The organism is Streptomyces sp. NPDC031445, from assembly GCF_055581365.1.
Genome location: NZ_JBVIJO010000006.1, coordinates 253,461 through 270,984 on the forward strand (window position 1 = coordinate 253,461; position 17,524 = coordinate 270,984).

Sequence of the window (17,524 nt, forward strand, 5' to 3'; positions counted from 1 at the left end):
GGGCCTCAGCGGTCAGCGGTGCACCGGGGCGACCCGAACCACCGTCGTCTTCAGTAACGGCCGACCGCCGTGGCCCCCTTCTCCGTGCCGATCGCGATGTGCGGCTTCGCCGCGGGGTCGGTCCAGGTGAGGATGCGGCGCATGGCGTCCTGGGGCACCGACACGCAACCGGCCGTCGCGCCGCGGCCGTTGACGTGCAGGAAGATCCCGGCTCCGCGTCCGCGCACCGGCCGGTCGTAGTTGAAGGCGATGACGAGGCCGTACGCGTACTGGGTGCCGTAGTCGGCCAGGTGCTCGGACTGGGCGGCGCGGCAGTCGGCGGGGAGCGGGTCGACCCAGCGGTTGTAGGAGCGGGAGTCGTTGTCCTGGCACCACCAGGAACTGTCCCGGACCGGGCGGTACGCGACGCGTGTGCCGGCCGGCGCGGCCTTGGTCCCGAAGCCGAAGGGGAGGCCGTACAGCCCGGTCGGTGTCGTGTTCGTGCCCTGGACGCGGGCGGCGCCGTCGACGAGCCCGCCCGCCCCGAACCGGGCCGGTGCGGAGCCGGCCCGGACCCACCGGCCGTCCCGCAGGTCCCACCAGCTGACCGTGCCCGTCGTGGCCGCGGTGTCCGGGGCCTGGGCGACGATCAGCTGGCGGCCGCCGCCGGTGTCCGCCATCCCGGCGGGCAGCGGCACCGGGCCGCCGCCGGGAGCGGCGCCGAGCAGGGCGAGGGCCGAGGCGGAGACGAGGGCGAGGAGCACACCGGGGCGCATGGCTCAGACGGTAGAGGGCGGCAGCGGCAACGGCAGCCCGGGTAGGCCGTCCAGGCTAGTGGCGATGTGCTCCTTCTTCTCGAAGTACGCGTTCAGCGAGACGTCGTCCTCGCGGGCGAAGCGCCTGCCGTGCAGTTCGTGGTCCTCCTCGTACGCCATGTGCGGGACGGCGTATCCGCAGCTGTCCCGGATCAGTTCGGCGTGCACCACGATGACCGCGCGCAGCCCGTGCCGGCCCGGGTCGATGTCCGGGAAGAGGGCGAGCAGTTCCGGGAAGCGCGGGTCGTCACGGAAGACGGGCTCGCCCCGGCCGTGCACGCGCACGATGTTCGGCGGGCCCTGGAAGGCGCACCACATCAAAGTGATCCGCCCGTTCTCCCTGAGGTGCGCGATGGTCTCGGCGGTGGACCCGGCGAAGTCCAGGTAGGCCAGGGTGAGTTCGTCGAGGACGGCGAACGAGCCCTTGAGGCCCTTGGGGGAGAGGTTGACCGTGCCGTCGCCGGAGAGCGGAGCGGTCGCGGTGAAGAAGAGGGGCTGCTCCTCGATGAACGTGCGCAGCCGGCCGTCTATGCGCTCATAGGTCTTTCCCATGTCTGCCGAGTATCGGCAAAGGTTCTTCGACTGTCTAAGTAATTGCCGGATCCGGCGCGGAGAGGTTCACCGTGGCCGCCCCGGCCGGCGCTTCCACGGGGCGGCCACGGCTGCCTGTCACCTCACCGGGTGAGGGTGCAGGCGGCCAGCGGGTCCAGCCCGGCCGGCCTGGCGGAGGCGCGGCCGATGGCGATGACGATGCGGTCGATGGTCGAGGCGCGCTTGTCCTTCAGCGGGCCGAGGATCGCGTTGTTCACGAAGTCGGGTCCGCCCTGGCCGACGGTGTCGGCCAGCCGGGTGTCGGCCTCCTTGATCTGGGTCTGGAGGAGGGTGAGGTCGCGGTCGACCTCGGCTTTCGCGGACGCGGGGACGGCGGGCAGCTTCGAGGCGACGTCCGGGCAGGTGATCGTGCCGGGGCTCGCCAGGGTGCGGGCACCGGCCGCGCCGTCGTCCCCGCCGGGGGTGCCGGCGAGGGCGGAGCCGGCGATCACCGCGCCGGACAGCACCGCGGCGGCGGCGCCGCCGATGACCGCCACGCGACGCCTGTCGTACTTCGGAAGAGCCCTGGACATGCGAATGCCTCACTCGGGTCGGGGAGTGTCGTCGTCGGACGAACGCGGCGCCTGCGTCCGGCGGGGAGTACGAGAAAGCGGTTGCGCGTGTTCAACCCCAGCGGAGATTGACGAATCATGCAGAGTTCTGCATACTCATGCATGTCAGCGAATGCACTGTGAGGAGAAACCCGTGACCGAGCGCGTCGTACTCGCCTACTCAGGCGGTCTGGACACCTCCGTCGCCATCGGCTGGATCGCCGAGGAGACGGGCGCCGAGGTCATCGCCGTTGCGGTCGACGTCGGCCAGGGCGGCGAGGACCTGGACGTCATCCGCAAGCGCGCCCTCGCGTGCGGCGCCGTCGAGGCCGAGGTCGCCGACGCCAAGGACGAGTTCGCCGACGAGTACTGCCTCCCGGCGATCAAGGCCAACGCCCTCTACATGGACCGCTACCCGCTGGTCTCCGCGCTGTCCCGGCCGGCGATCGTCAAGCACCTCGTCGCCGCCGCCGAGAAGCACGGCGCCACCACCGTCGCCCACGGCTGCACCGGCAAGGGCAACGACCAGGTCCGCTTCGAGGCCGGCATCGTCGCCCTCGCCCCCGGCCTCAAGTGCATCGCCCCGGTCCGTGACTACGCCATGACCCGGGACAAGGCGATCGCCTTCTGCGAGGAGAAGCAGCTCCCGATCGCCACCACCAAGAAGTCCCCGTACTCCATCGACCAGAACGTCTTCGGGCGCGCGGTCGAGACGGGCTTCCTGGAGGACATCTGGAACGCCCCGATCGAGGACATCTACGAGTACACCTCCAACCCGGCCGTCCCGCGCGAGGCCGACGAGGTGGTGATCTCCTTCAAGGAGGGCGTCCCCGTCGCCATCGACGGCAAGCCCGTCACCGTCCTCCAGGCCGTCCAGCAGCTCAACGAGCGCGCCGGCGCCCAGGGCATCGGCCGGATCGACATGGTCGAGGACCGCCTCGTCGGCATCAAGTCCCGCGAGGTGTACGAGGCCCCGGGCGCCATCGCCCTGATCACCGCCCACCAGGAGCTGGAGAACGTCACCGTCGAGCGCGAACTCGCCCGCTACAAGCGGCAGGTCGAGCAGCGCTGGGGCGAACTGGTCTACGACGGCCAGTGGTTCTCCCCGCTCAAGCGCGCCCTGGACGGCTTCATCAACGAGGCCAACCAGCACGTCACCGGCGACATCCGGATGACCCTGCACGGCGGCCGCGCCGTCGTCACCGGCCGGCGCTCGCAGGAGTCGCTGTACGACTTCAACCTCGCCACCTACGACACCGGCGACACCTTCGACCAGTCGGCGGCCAAGGGCTTCATCGACATCTACAGCCTGTCGTCGAAGATCGCGGCCAAGCGGGACCTGGCGTAGCCGCGACCGGTCACACGCACGGGTTCACCTCACACGCATCAGCCTGACAGCCGCCTCCTCGCCTGGAAAGGTGGGGAGGCGGTGGCACACCTAGAGCTTCGAGGAGCAACGCAAGTGAGCAGCAACAGCGGTGACGTACGGCTGTGGGGCGGCCGTTTCGCCGACGGTCCGGCCGAGGCCCTGGCGAAGCTGTCCGCGTCCGTCCACTTCGACTGGCGGCTCGCCCCCTACGACATCGCCGGCTCGCGTGCCCACGCGCGCGTGCTGCACACGGCGGGACTCCTCACCGAGGACGAGCTCCAGCGCATGCTCGCCGGACTCGACCGGCTGGAGGCCGACGTGGCGGCCGGCACCTTCGTCGGCACGATCGCCGACGAGGACGTGCACACCGCCCTGGAGCGCGGCCTCCTGGAGCGCCTCGGCCCCGACCTCGGCGGCAAGCTCCGCGCCGGCCGGTCCCGCAACGACCAGGTCGCCACCCTCTTCCGCATGTACCTGCGCGACCACGCCCGGATCATCGGCGGCCTGATCGCCGACCTCCAGGACGCCCTGATCGGCCTCGCCGAGGCCCACCCGAACGTGGCGATGCCCGGCCGCACCCACCTCCAGCACGCCCAGCCGGTGCTCTTCGCCCACCACGTCCTGGCGCACGTCCAGTCCCTGTCCCGGGACGCCGAGCGGCTGCGCCAGTGGGACGAGCGGACGGCCGTGTCGCCGTACGGCTCCGGCGCCCTCGCCGGCTCCTCCCTGGGCCTGGACCCGGAGGCGGTCGCGCGCGACCTCGGCTTCGAGCGCGGCAGCGCCGCCAACTCCATCGACGGCACGGCCTCCCGGGACTTCGTCGCCGAGTTCGCCTTCATCACCGCGATGATCGGCGTGAACCTCTCCCGGATCGCCGAGGAGATCATCATCTGGAACACGAAGGAGTTCTCCTTCGTCACGCTGCACGACGCGTTCTCCACGGGCTCGTCGATCATGCCGCAGAAGAAGAACCCGGACATCGCCGAGCTGGCCCGGGGCAAGTCCGGCCGGCTGATCGGCAACCTCACCGGGCTCCTCGCCACCCTCAAGGCACTGCCCCTCGCCTACAACCGCGACCTCCAGGAGGACAAGGAGCCGGTCTTCGACTCCTGCGACCAGCTCGAGGTGCTGCTCCCCGCCTTCACCGGCATGGTCGCCACCCTCACCGTCCACCGCGAGCGCATGGAGGAACTGGCCCCGGCCGGCTTCTCCCTCGCCACCGACATCGCGGAGTGGCTGGTCAAGCAGGGCGTGCCGTTCCGTGTCGCGCACGAGGTCGCGGGGGAGTGCGTCAAGGTCGCCGAGGCGGAGGGCAAGGAGCTGGACGACCTCACGGACGAGCAGTTCGCGAAGATCTCCGCGCATCTCACTCCGGAGGTCCGCTCCGTCCTCAGCGTCCCGGGCGCCCTCGCCTCCCGCGACGGGCGCGGCGGCACGGCCCCGAGCGCGGTCGCGGTCCAGCTGGCGGAGGTCAAGGCGGACGTGGCGGCCCAGCACCGGTGGGCCGAGGCGAAGAAGCAGGGCTGAGGGGCAGCCCACCGCCCCTGCACCGCGATCACCAGGGCATCGCGGGTTACGTTGGTCGCGAGCCCCACCGAGCCGACCGAACGGAGCCCGCGATGCCCTTCGCGCGACTGGCCACAGCGACGACCCCCACCTGCCACATCGGACTCGGCCTGGCCGCGGTGGGCCGCCCCGGCTACATCAACCTCGGCCGCGACGAGGACCTCGGGGACGACCGCAGCGTCGAGGCACTGCGCACCCGGACCCACGAACTCCTCGACGCCGCCTACGCCCAGGGCGTCCGCTACGTCGACGCCGCCCGCTCCTACGGCCGCTCCGAGGAGTTCCTCGCCGAGTGGCTGAACGCCCACCCCGAGGCCGGCGACGTGGTCGTCGGCAGCAAGTGGGGCTACACCTACACCGCCGGCTGGTCCACCGACGCCGAGCGGCACGAGGTCAAGGACCACGGCCTCGCCACCTACGAACGGCAGCGCGCCGAGACCGACGCCCTGCTCGGCGCCCGTCTCGACCTCTACCAGATCCACTCGGTGACCCCGGACAGCCCGGCCCTTGCCGACAAGGACCTGCACGCCAGGCTGGCGGAAGCCGCCGCCCAGGGGCTCACCGTCGGCTTCTCCACCAGCGGCCCCGCCCAGGCCGACGCCATCCGTGCCGCCCTCGCGGTCACGGTCGGCGGCGAACCCCTCTTCCGTACCGTGCAGTCGACGTACAACGCCCTGGAGACGTCGGCCGGCCCCGCCCTCGCCGAGGCGCACGACGCCGGGCTCACCGTGATCGTCAAGGAGGGCATGGCGAACGGCCGGCTGGCCGAGCCGCACGCCCCGGACGCGCTGAAGGCCGTGGCCGCCGAGACCGGCATGGGCTGTGACGCCGTCGCCCTCGCCTGGATCCTGCGCCGGCCCTGGACCGGAGTCGTCCTCTCCGGCGCCGCGACCGTCCCGCAGCTCGCCTCCAACCTGCACGCCCCCGCCGTCGACCTCGACGAGGACCAGCTGACCCGCCTGGACGCGCTGGCGGAGGACCCGCGCGCCTACTGGGAGCGGCGCGGGCAGCTGCCCTGGCACTGACGAGCACCCCGCTCCGACCACCCTTCGTGAGGCATGTGCGCTCCGCATGAGACATGGATGTCTCACATGGGCTACCTTTGTCTCATGGCCCTCGATCGTGACCACGTGCTGCGCAGCGCCGCCGCCCTGCTGACCCGCAGATCCACCGCGACCATGGACGAGGTCGCCAAGGCCGCCGGGATCAGCCGCGCCACGCTGCACCGCCACTTCGCCGGCCGGGACGCGCTCGTCCGGGCCCTGGAACAGCTCGGCATCGCGGAGTGCGAGGGGGCGCTGGACCGGGCCCGGCCGGAGGAGGGGTCCGCCGCCGAGGCCGTCCGCAGGCTGGTCCGCGAGATCCAGCCGGCCGCCGGACTGCTCGCGTTCCTGTACGGCGAGAGCCAGCTGTGGGAGGGCGACCGGCAGAACGAGGGCTGGCAGCGCCTGGACGCCCGGATCGGCGCCCTGTTCCAGCGCGGACAGCGCGACGGCGAGTTCCGCATCGACCTCAGCCCGGTCTGGCTCACCGAGGCGCTGTACGGACTGATCGCCTCCTGCGCCTGGGCCACCCTGGACGGCCGCGTCGCCTCCCGGGACTTCCCGACCATGATCGCCGAGCTGTTGCTCGGCGGCGCTGTGCGAAGAGAGGAATCATGACCAGCACCGTGCGGCCGGCGCACACGACCGGGGCGGTGAGGCGTCCGGGCCGCTGGGTCGCGCTCTCCGTCCTCGTCCTGGCCGTGCTGCTGGTGGCCGTCGACGCCACCGTCCTCGGCCTGGCGACCCCCTACATCAGCGAGGACCTGAACCCCTCCGGCACCCAGCTGCTGTGGATCGGCGACGTCTACTCCTTCGTCATCGCCGGTCTGCTGGTCTCCATGGGCAGCCTCGGCGACCGCATCGGCCGCAAGCGGATCCTGCTGGGCGGGGCCACGGCGTTCGGCGCGCTGTCCGTGCTCAACGCCTACGCGACGACGCCCGAACTGATGATCCTGGCCCGCGCGTTGCTCGGCGTCGCCGGCGCGACCCTGATGCCCGCCACCCTGGCCCTGATCCGCAACATCTTCCACGACCCGCGCGAGCGCAGCCTCGCCGTCGGCATCTGGGGCGCCACCGCCTCCGCCGGCACGGCCGTCGGCCCGATCGTCGGCGGGTTCCTGCTGGAGCACTTCTGGTGGGGCTCGGTCTTCCTGATCAACCTGCCGGTGATGGCGGTCCTGGTCCTGGTCGGCATCCGCACCCTGCCCGAGTCCCGCAACCCGCACCCCGGTCCCTGGGACCTGAGCAGCGTCCTGCTCTCGCTGGCCGGCGTGATCGGCCTGGTCTACGCGGTCAAGGAGGCCGCCGCCCACGGCCTGACCGGGACCAGCCTCGGCGCCGGTCTGCTGGGCGCGGCGGCCCTGTACGGCTTCGTCCGCCGCCAGCTGACCATGCCGGTCCCGCTGCTGGACATGCGGCTGTTCCGCCGCCCTGGCTTCAGCGGAGCGGTCCTCGCCGACCTGCTGACCGTCCTCGGCATGTCGGGCCTGGTGTTCTTCCTCTCCCAGTACCTGCAACTCGTCCAGGACCGGCGCCCGTTCGAGGCGGGCCTGGCCGAACTGCCCGCCGCGGTGGGCGCGGTGACGGCCGGTCTGGTCGCGGGCCGGGCCGCCCGGCGCTTCTCGGTCCGTGCGGTGGTCTCCGGCGGCCTGGCCGCGGTCGGCGCCGCCCTGGCCGCGCTGACGACCCTCGGCGAGTCCACCGGCTACCCGGTCCTCGGGACCGCCCTGCTGGTCGTGGGCGTCGGCGCGGGCTTCTCCTTCACGGTGACCGCCGACGTCATCCTCTCCAGCGTCCCCAAGGACCAGGCGGGCGCGGCCTCGGCGGTGTCCGAGACGGCGTACGAACTGGGCGCCGCCCTGGGGATCGCGCTGCTGGGCTCCATCGTGACCGGCGTCTACCGCGGCTTCGCGGGCCCGTCCGGCACCCCGGCCGGCGCCCACGAGTCGCTGGGCGCGGCGGTGGAGGCGGCGGCGCACCTGTCCCCGCAAGCGTCGGAGGCCCTTCTGGACGCGGCCCGGGACAGCTTCGTCCACGGCCTGCACCTGGCCTCCGGAGCGGGAGCGGCGGTCCTGCTGGCGGCGTCGGCGGCGGCGTGGTTCCTGCTGAAGGACCAGGCGCTGGAAGGGTCCGGGTGATCCGGCCGGCCCGGGTGCGCGGGCGACCGCGCGACGAGCCGCCACGCGGCCGCGCCCGGAGCACGGCCGGACCACCCCGGACTCAGCGCTTGTAGCCCAGCACCGTCATCATGCCGCTCTCCGAGTGGTACTGGTTGTGACAGTGCAGCATCCACAGCCCCGGATTGTCGGCGTCGAAGTCGAGGACCAGCTTGCGGTGCGGCAGCACCAGCGCGGTGTCCTTGAGCGCCCCGACGGAATCCAACCCCTTCAACGAGAACGTGTGCCCGTGCAGGTGCATCGGGTGCCACATGCCCGTGGCGTTGATGAGGGTGAGCCGCACCCGCTCACCGGCGCGGACGGGGTGGCGCTGCTGCGGGGAGTAGGGCTTGTGGTCGAACCCCCAGTCGAACTTCTGCATGGTGCCGGTGATCCGGATGCGGATCTCCCGGTCGGGGTCCCGGTCGGTGAGCGCCACCGAGTCGGCGGGCAGCAGACGGCGGGCGGGGACGGTGTTGCCGTCGAGTTCGTGCGGGTGGACGTCGGCCCGGGGCAGGTTCCCGCTCCCCTTGCCGGTGCGCAGGACGGCGACGGCCCGGCCCTTCTTGCCCTCGGGCAGCGCGACCAGGGGGAAGACCCCGTCCCGCGCGGTGATCAGCACGTCGTACCGCTCCGCCATGCCGACGAGGAGGGCGTCGGTCCTCTTGTGCTTCACGGGGTAGCCGTCGGTGTGCGTGACGGTCATCGCGTGGTCGCCCAGCGCGACCCGGAAGGCGGTCTCGGAACCGGCGTTGATGATGCGCAGCCGCACCCGGTCGCCGGGACGGCAGCGGAACACCGACGGATCGTCCGGCAGGCGCCCGTTCACCAGGTAGTACGGGTAGGCGACGCTGCCGCCCTCCCCGTTCAGCATGCGGCTGTGGGAGTCGTGCAGCACCCGGTTGGGGCCCGTGGACCTCCCCGCGGACTTCCCGGACCCCGACCGGTGCGCGTCCGGCCCGTGGGCGCTCGGGCCGCCGTGGCCGGGACCCATGGCCATGCCGCCCATGTCCATGCCGCCCATGTCCGTGGCGCCGCCGGGCTTGAGCTGGCTCAGGACGCCCTCGGGCGTGGAGCCCTGCACGCCGTCGAGCCAGTCGTCCAGGACCACGACCCACTCCTTGTCATAGGAGAGGGGCTCCTTGGGGTCGTCGACGATGAGCGGCGCGTACAGGGCCCGGTCGGGCTGCATCCCCACGTGGGAGTGGAGCAGGTAGGTGCCCGGGTGCTTGACGACGAAGCGGTAGCGGAAGTCGCTCCCGGGGTGGATGGCCCGCTGGGTCAGGTCCGGCACGCCGTCCATGTCGCAGCGCAGCCGCACTCCGTGGGAGTGCAGTGTGGTCGTGGCCGGCAGCCGGTTGGTGAGCGTCAGGTCGAGCACGTCGCCGGCCGTGACCCGCACCAGCGGGCCGGGTACCTCCTCGTTGTACGCCCACGTGCGGACCGAACGTCCGCCCAGGTCCAGCTTGGCCTCGGCGGCGGTGAAGCTGAAGGTGCGTTCGCGGCCGGCCCCGCGCTTGCGCTCGGCGGCCAGGACTTCCGGATCCGAAGGGTTGACGTACCCCCGGGGTCCGGCCGGGACGAACCTCTCCCCGCCGTGCGAGTGTTGGGGGCCGGAACTGGGATCGGAACCGGAGCTGGTGCAGGCTGCCAGGAATCCCGCGCCGGCGACGGCGACCGGGGTACGGAGCAGAGTACGCCGAGAAGGTTTGGACATGTCTGAATCAGACATGTTGTGTGGTCATATGGCCGTCCGATACGGCCGAATGCCCGATGTGTCGGGGGCAGATTCCACCGGCAGGCGGACGGCGGCCGGTCCGGCACCGGTCCGCCGAGGCGTCCGGGGGCCGTCTGACGGACCCTCTAGGCGGCCTTCGCCTTCGTGGCGTACATGTCCACGTACTCCTGCCCGGACAGCCGCATCACCTCGGTCATCACCGAGTCCGTCACCGCCCGCAGCACGTACCGGTCCCGGTCCATGCCGTCGTACCGCGAGAACTCCATGGGCTCGCCGAAGCGGACGGTGACCCGGCCGGGCCGCGGGATGCCCCGGCCCCCCGGCTGGAGCTTGTCCGTGCCGATCATCGCGAAGGGCACCACCGGCGCACCGGTCATCAGCGTGAGGCGGGCGATTCCGGTGCGGCCCCGGTACAGGCGTCCGTCGGGCGAGCGCGTGCCCTCCGGGTAGATCCCGAAGATCCTGCCCTCCTCCAGGATGCGCCGCCCGGTCATCAGCGCGGCCACCCCGCCGCTCGCCCCGTCGCGGTCCACCGGGATCATGCCGACGCCGGTGAAGAACCACGCCATCAGCCGGCCCTTGACGCCCTTGCCGGTGACGTACTCGTCCTTGCCGATGAAGCACACCTGCCGCTTGCTGACCAGCGGCAGCACCATCGAGTCGATGAACGTGAGGTGATTACCGGCCAGAATCACCGGACCCTCGCCGGGGATGTTCTCCACGCCCTCCACCTGTGGGCGGAACATCAGGCGCATGATCGGTCCGAGCACTGCCTTGATGAGCGCGAAGCGGGACAACGGGTCCTCCGATGTCAAAGGGGGGCGATATGAGTCTGTGCAGGTGAGGACATTACTCGCGGCGCCGGGCCGCGCGCACATCGGGGACGTCCGGTTCACCGAGGTCTTACGAAGTGTTGACGCGGGTTTACCTGCGGTGGCGTGCGCGGGACGGCGGGTGACCGCCGCGCGCCGATGTGACGGACATCGCGCCGCACGGGAGCCGCCGGCCTGGCGACGACACGTCACCTTCCGCCGTTCGCAGGACATCCGACGGCACCCGGCTGTTCGGACCGGAGCCTCCCTCCCGTCATGTGCACGCCCCTACGATCGGGCCGCACCGATGGACGAAGGCGGCAGGAGAGCGCTCATGGACAGCGACCAGGCGAACGAGCAGACGCAGACGACGGGACGGAGGGCGCTGCTCGGCGCCGCGGTGCTCGGCGCGGGCGGAGCGGTCCTCGGACTGTCCGGCACGGCCCGCGCGGCCGAGGCCCGGACGGCCGGGCACGGAGGCGGCCGCGGACTGAAGGGCCTGCCGGTGCCGACGGTCATCGGCCACCGGGGTGCCAGCGGCTACCGCCCCGAACACACCTTCGGCTCGTACGAGCTGGCCCTGGACCTGGGCGCCGACATCGTCGAGGCGGGCGACCTGGTGCCCACCAAGGACGGCCACCTGGTCTGCCGGCACGAGCCGGAGATCGGCGGCACCACGGACGTCGCCTCCCACCCGGAGTTCGCCGACCGCAGGACCACCAAGGTGCTCGACGGGGTACCCACCACGGGCTGGTTCACCGAGGACTTCACGCTCGCCGAGCTGAAGACGCTGCGCGCCGTCGAGCGCATCCCGGCCAACCGGCCGCACAACACCCTCTACGACGGCCGCTGGGAGATCCCCACCTTCGAAGAGGTCCTGCGGTGGCAGGACGAGCAGACCCGCAAGCGCGGCAAGCAGGTCTGGATCTACCCGGAGACCAAGCACCCCACCTACTTCCGCAAGCTGGGCCTCGGTCTGGAGGAGCGGGTGGCCAAGCTGCTGCGCAAGTACGGCAAGGACGGCCGGAACTCCCCGGTCATCCTCCAGTCCTTCGAGCCCGGCAGCATCCAGCGGCTGAACCGGCTGGTCGACAACCCGCTCGTCGTCCTGCTCTCCTCCGCGAACAGCCGCCCGTACGACTTCGTCGAGGCGAACGACCCCCGCACGGTCGCCGACCTCATCACGCCCAAGGGCCTGCGCGAGATCGCCGGTTACGCCCAGGGCATCGGCCCGACCCTGGACCTGGTCATCCCGAAGAAGGCGGACGGCACCCTGGCCGAGCCGACCACGCTGGTCTCCGACGCGCACAAGGTCGGCCTCATCCTGCACCCCTACACCATGCGGAACGAGAACCCCTTCCTGCCGGCCGAGTACCGCAAGGGCACCGCGGCCGACGCCTACGGCGATGTCTTCGGCGCCTTCAAGACGTACTTCGCGACCGGGATCGACGGCGTCTTCACCGACAACGCCGACACCGGACTGCTCGCCCGCGCCGACTTCCTGAAGGGCTGACGGCTCCCGTCCGGACGGCCGGCGGCACCCCGGCGCGTCAACCGCCGCGCCGCCCGGCACCCCGTTCGGGCTGACTGTGCGCCGCCCCGGCAACCCTCCGCCGGGGCGGTTCGTCGTTCCGCATATGACGCACGACCTGGTCGCCTCCCTGCACCCCCTGCTCACCGCCGAGGCCTCGGCCGAGGCATATGCCTGGGGAGGCGAGCCGGGCGACCTGGAACAGGCCGTCTGGCTGCGGCTCCTGGAGCGGCTGGAGACCGACGGGCCACCGCCGGACCCGCACGGCTGGCTGCGCAAGGCGGTCCGCGCCGAGGCCCGCCGCACCCGCCGCACCACCCGCCTGGAACGGCCCTACGGCGCCGACCCGGCCGACGACCTGCGCGCCGGGCCGGAGCAGCATGCCCTGACCACCGCCCGGCACCGCGCCCTGCGGGACGCGGTGCGCCGCCTGCCCGGCCGCTGCCCCCGTCTCCTGGAGGCGCTGCTGTCGCCCGAGGACCCCACCTACCGGGAGATCGCGGGGGAGTTGGGTATCTCACAGGGCAGTCTCGGCCCGGAACGCTCCAGATGTCTCGGATGTCTGCGCCGATTGCTCACATCGGAGGTTGCGGCACGCGAAGCGCGGGGATAGGAGTGGGGGACGACAGGTGATCAGGTGAGCGGGAGGCATGCGCACATGGGCATGAGCGTGACCATCTCGGTGGCGACCGAACAGGACGCGGAGCAGATCTTCCGGCTCCAGTACCTGTGCTTCCAGAGCGAGGCGGCGCTGTACGGCAACTACCGCATCGACCCGCTCGTGCAGACCCTGGAATCCGTCCGCGCGGAGGTCGCCTCCGACTGCGTCTTCGTCGCCCGGCTCGGCGACGAGGTGGTCGGCTCGGTGCGCGGCAGGGTCACCGAGGACGGCGCGGCGGCCATCGGCAAGCTCTGCGTCCACCCCCGCCTCCAGGGCCACGGCATCGGCGCGAGGCTGCTGCGCGCGGCCGAGGCCGCGCTGGCGGACGAGCGCGGCGCCACCCGGTTCCGCCTCTTCACCGGCCACCGCAGCGAGGGCAACCTCCGCCTGTACCGCCGGTCCGGCTACGAGACGGTCGGCAGGGCCAAGGGCGCCGACGGCGTGGAGATGATCGTCCTGGAGAAGCAGGCGGGCGCGTACGCGCAGACGGCGTGAGGACACGCGCCCCGGACGGGGCGCGGCCGGCCGCCCGAGCGACCGCGCCGTGCCCGCGGCGGCCCACGTCCCTCAGGCGCCCCTCCGGACCGACGCCTTCCGCAGCCAGTACAGCGCGGAAAGCGGCAGGAGCACGGGGATGAAGACGTACCCCATCCCATACTTCGACCACACCGTCGCGTCCGGGAACGCGGACGGCTCGACCAGGGTCCACGTACCGACGATCAGCACGCCCGCGAGCTCCGCCGCACAGCACACCAGCGCCGCCCGGCGAGCCGTCTCCCCGCCGCGCACCAGCGTGTACGTGATGAAGCCGTACACCACGCCGGCCACGGCGGACAGGGAGTACGCGAGCGGCGCCCGGTCGAACTCCGTGGAGATCTGGTACGCGGACCGCGACACGGCGCCGACCACCATCACGCCGTAGAACCAGACGAGCAGCATGCCCGGCCCGCTGATCAAACGGGCCGGCTTCTCCTGCGCCACCGTCACCTCAGCCTCCCCAGATGTCGAAGAGCCGCACTTCCAGCACGGCCAGCACCACACCGCCGGCGGCCACCGTCACCGAGCCCCAGCGGCTCCGCTCGGCCAGCGACATGAAGCCCGCCGCCGGAACGCACGCGAACGCACCCAGCAGATACGCCACGAAGATCGTCGTGCCCTGCTCCGGCTTCTCGCCCCGCGCCAGCGCCACGATCCCGATGACCAGCTGCACCAGGGCCAGCAGCGACACCACGGCCATGCCGATGAAGTGCCAGTCCTTGGTCGGCTGATCACGGTAGGCGGCCCAGCCGCACCAGGCGGCGAGCAGCAGCGCGGCGACCCCGGTCACCAGCGTCAGGGCATTGAGCATGCCGTGACCTTATTACGGCGGAAACGGCCCATCGTCCCCGCCCCCGCCGTACGCGGTCCGCCGCGGCCACCGTGGCATTGGCCACAACGCACCGGGCGGCCGCACCGGACGCCGGCCCGGCGGAGGGCACCGCCGCCCTTGTCCGCACTGGTGAGGGAGGGGGGAGCGGGGCCATCGTGCCTGGCCAGGTGTCCCACCGTGACTGTCCGCCGCTGTCCAGCATGCGGACAGCGGCGGCTGGTCAGGACCGTTCGTCTGCTTTACTTCTCACATGACCACGACGAGCTGCCGCACCCTTGCGACCGAGGCGACCCTGACGCCCGGTGCTCGTTGTATGTGTCGCCTGATGTGTCGAATGTGCGCCTTCTAGAGGGCCCCCGCATCAGCTGAGCCTCGCGCCCCGAAGCGAGACCCCCGGCATGTCCGTGCACCGTAGGCCGTACGAGACGCACCCTCCCCCCTGCCGGAACCGCATGCACCCGTGCCCGGGCACACCCACGCCCGCGCACTCGACAGTGACGGAAACCCACGTGATCACCACCTCGGGCCTGACCAAGGTCTACCGCTCCCGCGGCCGTGAGGTCACCGCCCTCGACGGCGTCGATCTCCACGTCCGCGAAGGCGAGATCTACGGCGTCATCGGCCAGTCCGGCGCCGGCAAGTCCTCGCTCATCCGCTGCGTCAACCTGCTGGAGCGCCCCACCTCCGGCACCGTGACCGTCGCCGGGCAGGACCTCACCGCCCTGGCCGGACGCGGCCCGCGCGCCGGCAGGGAACTGCGCCGGGCCCGCAGCCGGATCGGCATGGTCTTCCAGCACTTCAACCTGCTGTCCTCGCGGACCGTGCAGGACAACGTCGAACTGCCGCTGGAGATCCTCGGCCAGTCCGGCCGCGCCCGCTCCCGCAAGGCGCTGGAGCTGCTCGACCTGGTCGGCCTCGCCGACAAGGCCAAGGCCTACCCCGCCCAGCTCTCCGGCGGCCAGAAGCAGCGCGTCGGCATCGCCCGCGCCCTCGCCGGCGACCCCAAGGTGCTGCTCTCCGACGAGGCCACCAGCGCCCTCGACCCGGAGACCACCCGCTCCATCCTCCAGCTGCTGCGCGACCTGAACCGGCAGCTGGGCCTGACCGTCCTGCTCATCACCCACGAGATGGACGTCGTGAAGTCGATCTGCGACTCCGCGGCCCTGATGGAGCGGGGCCGGATCGTGGAGTCCGGCACGGTCAGCGAGCTGCTGGCCACCCCGGGCTCGGAGCTGGCCGCCGCGCTGTTCCCCGTCGGCGGCGAGGCCACGGACAGCGACCGGACCGTCCTCGACATCACCTTCCACGGTGAGGCCGCCACCCAGCCCGTCATCTCCCAGCTCTCGCGCACCTACAACATCGACATATCGATCCTCGGCGCCGCCATCGACACCGTCGGCGGCCTCCAGATCGGCCGCATGCGCATCGAACTGCCCGGCCGCTACGAGGACAACGTGGTGCCGGTCGGCTTCCTGCGCGAACAGGGCCTGCAGATCGACGTGGTGGGCCAGGAGGCCCTGCTGGTGAAGGAAGGTGCCAAGTGACCTGGTCCGAGATGCAGCCGCTGCTGTCCCAGGCGTGTTCCGAGACGCTCACGATGGTGCTCTGGTCCACCCTGATCGCCGTCGCGGCCGGCCTCCCGCTCGGCCTCCTCCTCGTCGTCACCGACCGGGGCGGCCTGGTCCAGAACGTCGTCGCCAACAAGGTGGTCGGCCAGGTCGTGAACATCGGCCGGTCCATGCCGTTCATCATCCTGATGGTCGCGCTGATGAGCTTCACCCGCTGGGTCACCGGCACGACCATCGGCACCACCGCCGCGATCGTGCCGCTCGCCATCGGCGGCATCCCGTTCTTCGCCCGCCTGGTCGAGACGGCCGTCCGCGAAGTGGACCACGGCCTGGTCGAGGCGGTGCAGTCCATGGGCGGCAACACCTGGACGGTCGTCCGCAAGGTCCTGATCCCCGAGGCCCTGCCCTCGCTGATCGCCTCCACCACGACCACACTCATCGCCCTCATCGGCTACTCCGCCATGGCCGGCACCGTCGGCGGCGGCGGCCTCGGCGACCTCGCCGTCCGCTACGGCTACCAGCGCTTCGAGACCCAGCTCATGTGGATCACCGTCGCCATCCTGGCCGTCGTCATCTCCCTCATCCAGTTCGCCGGCGACTTCGCGGCCCGCTCCCTGTACAGCCGGGGCGGCCGGTCGGGCCCGGCGCCCAAGCTCCGCCTGCTCAAGGCCAAGGAGCCGGCGGCGGCCGACGTCAGCAAGGTCGCCTGAGCTTCCACCACCACCCCGCAACGACGGCGCTTCGCCGACAGCCCCTGATCCGGGGCCGCACCACCCTTAAGGAAAGGCACTTTTCGTGCGTAACACCGCCAAGATCACCACCGCCGTCCTCGCCGCCGGAGCCGTCACCTTCGGGCTCACCGCCTGCGGCTCGGACAAGGACTCCGGCTCCTCCGACTACAGCGGCCCGCTGGTCGTCGCCGCGAGCCCGACCCCGCACGCCGAGATCCTGAACTTCGTCAAGGACAAGCTGGCGAAGAAGGCGGGCCTCGACCTGGAGGTCAAGGAGTTCACCGACTACATCACGCCGAACACGGCGACCGAGGACGGTTCGGTGGACGCCAACTACTTCCAGAACCAGCCGTACCTGGACGACTTCAACAAGAAGCGCGGCACCCACATCGCGCCCGTCGTCACGGTGCACCTGGAGCCGCTCGGCCTGTACTCCCACAAGGTCAAGAAGGTCGACGCCCTCAAGAGCGGTGCGACCATCGCCGTCCCGAACGACGCCGTCAACGAGGCCCGCGCCCTGAAGCTGCTCGCCGCCAACGGGCTCATCACCCTCAAGGACGGCGTCGGCACCGAGGCGACCCCGCAGGACATCACCAAGAACCCCAAGGACCTCAAGTTCAAGGAGGTCGAGGCGGCCCAGACCGCGCGCTCCCTGGACGACGTGGACGCGGCCGTGATCAACGGCAACTACGCCATCTCCGCCGGCATCAAGCCCGCCAAGGACGCCCTGGTCCTGGAGTCCGCGAAGAACAGCCCGTACGGCAACTTCCTCGCGGTCAAGGAGGGCAACCAGAAGGACCCGCGCGTGAAGAAGCTCGCCAAGCTCCTCACCTCGCCCGAGGTCAAGAAGTTCATCGAGGACAAGTACCAGGGCTCGGTCATCCCGTCCTTCTGAGCCGTCAGGGGCGGCGGCACGGACGGCACCCTCGCCGCCGGCGCCACCGCCGTCCTCGCGACGCACGGGGTCCACTCCCTCACCGGGTGTGGACCCCGTCGTGCGGTTCAGTGGTCCCATGCTGCATGCTGGGCAGTTCAGCAGACCTG

General features: G+C 71.5%; 18 protein-coding genes. 11 read left to right on the forward strand and 7 right to left on the reverse strand.

What is annotated here, in order from left to right; all coding sequences use genetic code 11:
• Positions 1 to 50 precede the first annotated feature (50 nt).
• From ACZ5DC_RS18485 to ACZ5DC_RS18495, 3 genes are all read right to left on the reverse strand, one after another.
• Positions 51 to 755 carry a L,D-transpeptidase family protein gene (locus ACZ5DC_RS18485; RefSeq protein ID WP_468653923.1) on the reverse strand — a complete coding sequence of 235 codons (705 nt, stop codon included), beginning with the start codon at positions 753 to 755 and terminating at the stop codon, positions 51 to 53.
• Between the two features lie 3 nt (positions 756 to 758).
• Positions 759 to 1,346, reverse strand: coding sequence for a pyridoxamine 5'-phosphate oxidase family protein (locus ACZ5DC_RS18490; RefSeq protein ID WP_468653925.1), 588 nt, complete (start codon positions 1,344 to 1,346; stop codon positions 759 to 761).
• A 122-nt stretch (positions 1,347 to 1,468) separates the two neighbouring features.
• Entirely contained in the window at positions 1,469 to 1,918 is a 450-nt protein-coding gene (locus tag ACZ5DC_RS18495) for a hypothetical protein (protein ID WP_468653927.1), read from the reverse strand.
• A 172-nt stretch (positions 1,919 to 2,090) separates the two neighbouring features.
• On the opposite strand from ACZ5DC_RS18495, the gene ACZ5DC_RS18500 reads away from it, so the two are divergent.
• The 5 genes from ACZ5DC_RS18500 to ACZ5DC_RS18520 all read left to right on the forward strand — a co-directional run bounded on the left by ACZ5DC_RS18500 (position 2,091) and on the right by ACZ5DC_RS18520 (position 8,052).
• Positions 2,091 to 3,284: an argininosuccinate synthase gene (locus ACZ5DC_RS18500; protein ID WP_468653929.1), complete on the forward strand. Its 1,194-nt coding sequence runs from the start codon at positions 2,091 to 2,093 to the stop codon at positions 3,282 to 3,284.
• A gap of 114 nt (positions 3,285 to 3,398) precedes the next feature.
• Positions 3,399 to 4,832, forward strand: coding sequence for an argininosuccinate lyase (gene argH / locus ACZ5DC_RS18505; protein WP_468653931.1), 1,434 nt, complete (start codon positions 3,399 to 3,401; stop codon positions 4,830 to 4,832).
• Positions 4,833 to 4,924: 92 nt separating this feature from the next.
• Entirely contained in the window at positions 4,925 to 5,896 is a 972-nt protein-coding gene (locus tag ACZ5DC_RS18510; RefSeq protein ID WP_468653933.1) for an aldo/keto reductase, read from the forward strand.
• 84 nt (positions 5,897 to 5,980) lie between these two features.
• Complete coding sequence (locus tag ACZ5DC_RS18515) at positions 5,981 to 6,532, forward strand: TetR/AcrR family transcriptional regulator (RefSeq protein WP_468653935.1); 552 nt, start codon at positions 5,981 to 5,983, stop codon at positions 6,530 to 6,532.
• Positions 6,529 to 8,052, forward strand: a complete 1,524-nt coding sequence (locus ACZ5DC_RS18520; RefSeq protein ID WP_468653937.1) for an MFS transporter — start codon at positions 6,529 to 6,531, stop codon at positions 8,050 to 8,052. Before ACZ5DC_RS18515 ends, ACZ5DC_RS18520 begins: the two co-directional genes overlap by 4 nt.
• Positions 8,053 to 8,134: 82 nt before the next feature.
• Here ACZ5DC_RS18520 and ACZ5DC_RS18525 read toward each other — a convergent pair whose 3' ends face one another.
• Together ACZ5DC_RS18525 and ACZ5DC_RS18530 are read right to left on the reverse strand one after the other, a co-directional pair.
• A complete protein-coding gene (locus ACZ5DC_RS18525; protein ID WP_468653939.1) occupies positions 8,135 to 9,787 on the reverse strand; it encodes a multicopper oxidase family protein in 1,653 nt (550 codons plus the stop codon).
• A 146-nt stretch (positions 9,788 to 9,933) separates the two neighbouring features.
• Entirely contained in the window at positions 9,934 to 10,686 is a 753-nt protein-coding gene (locus ACZ5DC_RS18530; RefSeq protein ID WP_468654185.1) for a lysophospholipid acyltransferase family protein, read from the reverse strand.
• A gap of 268 nt (positions 10,687 to 10,954) precedes the next feature.
• On the opposite strand from ACZ5DC_RS18530, the gene ACZ5DC_RS18535 reads away from it, so the two are divergent.
• The 3 genes from ACZ5DC_RS18535 to ACZ5DC_RS18545 all read left to right on the forward strand — a co-directional run bounded on the left by ACZ5DC_RS18535 (position 10,955) and on the right by ACZ5DC_RS18545 (position 13,307).
• The gene (locus tag ACZ5DC_RS18535) at positions 10,955 to 12,133 is read left to right on the forward strand and encodes a glycerophosphodiester phosphodiesterase (RefSeq protein ID WP_468653941.1); all 1,179 of its coding nucleotides are present in this window, start codon (positions 10,955 to 10,957) and stop codon (positions 12,131 to 12,133) included.
• A gap of 124 nt (positions 12,134 to 12,257) precedes the next feature.
• Entirely contained in the window at positions 12,258 to 12,764 is a 507-nt protein-coding gene (locus tag ACZ5DC_RS18540) for a sigma-70 family RNA polymerase sigma factor (protein WP_468653943.1), read from the forward strand.
• Positions 12,765 to 12,809: 45 nt separating this feature from the next.
• Positions 12,810 to 13,307, forward strand: coding sequence for a GNAT family N-acetyltransferase (locus ACZ5DC_RS18545; RefSeq protein ID WP_468654187.1), 498 nt, complete (start codon positions 12,810 to 12,812; stop codon positions 13,305 to 13,307).
• Positions 13,308 to 13,379: 72 nt separating this feature from the next.
• Here ACZ5DC_RS18545 and ACZ5DC_RS18550 read toward each other — a convergent pair whose 3' ends face one another.
• Together ACZ5DC_RS18550 and ACZ5DC_RS18555 are read right to left on the reverse strand one after the other, a co-directional pair.
• Positions 13,380 to 13,799: a hypothetical protein gene (locus ACZ5DC_RS18550; protein ID WP_366750841.1), complete on the reverse strand. Its 420-nt coding sequence runs from the start codon at positions 13,797 to 13,799 to the stop codon at positions 13,380 to 13,382.
• Between the two features lies 1 nt (position 13,800).
• A complete protein-coding gene (locus ACZ5DC_RS18555; RefSeq protein WP_171158062.1) occupies positions 13,801 to 14,160 on the reverse strand; it encodes a hypothetical protein in 360 nt (119 codons plus the stop codon).
• 530 nt (positions 14,161 to 14,690) lie between these two features.
• On the opposite strand from ACZ5DC_RS18555, the gene ACZ5DC_RS18560 reads away from it, so the two are divergent.
• The 3 genes from ACZ5DC_RS18560 to ACZ5DC_RS18570 all read left to right on the forward strand — a co-directional run bounded on the left by ACZ5DC_RS18560 (position 14,691) and on the right by ACZ5DC_RS18570 (position 17,375).
• Positions 14,691 to 15,725, forward strand: a complete 1,035-nt coding sequence (locus tag ACZ5DC_RS18560) for a methionine ABC transporter ATP-binding protein (RefSeq protein ID WP_468653945.1) — start codon at positions 14,691 to 14,693, stop codon at positions 15,723 to 15,725.
• Complete coding sequence (locus ACZ5DC_RS18565) at positions 15,722 to 16,459, forward strand: methionine ABC transporter permease (protein WP_468653947.1); 738 nt, start codon at positions 15,722 to 15,724, stop codon at positions 16,457 to 16,459. The genes ACZ5DC_RS18560 and ACZ5DC_RS18565 overlap by 4 nt, the downstream gene beginning before the upstream one ends.
• Before the next feature lie 85 nt (positions 16,460 to 16,544).
• Positions 16,545 to 17,375 (forward strand): MetQ/NlpA family ABC transporter substrate-binding protein, encoded by an 831-nt coding sequence (locus tag ACZ5DC_RS18570; RefSeq protein WP_468653949.1) that lies wholly within the window; start codon positions 16,545 to 16,547, stop codon positions 17,373 to 17,375.
• The last annotated feature ends 149 nt before the right edge of the window (positions 17,376 to 17,524 follow it).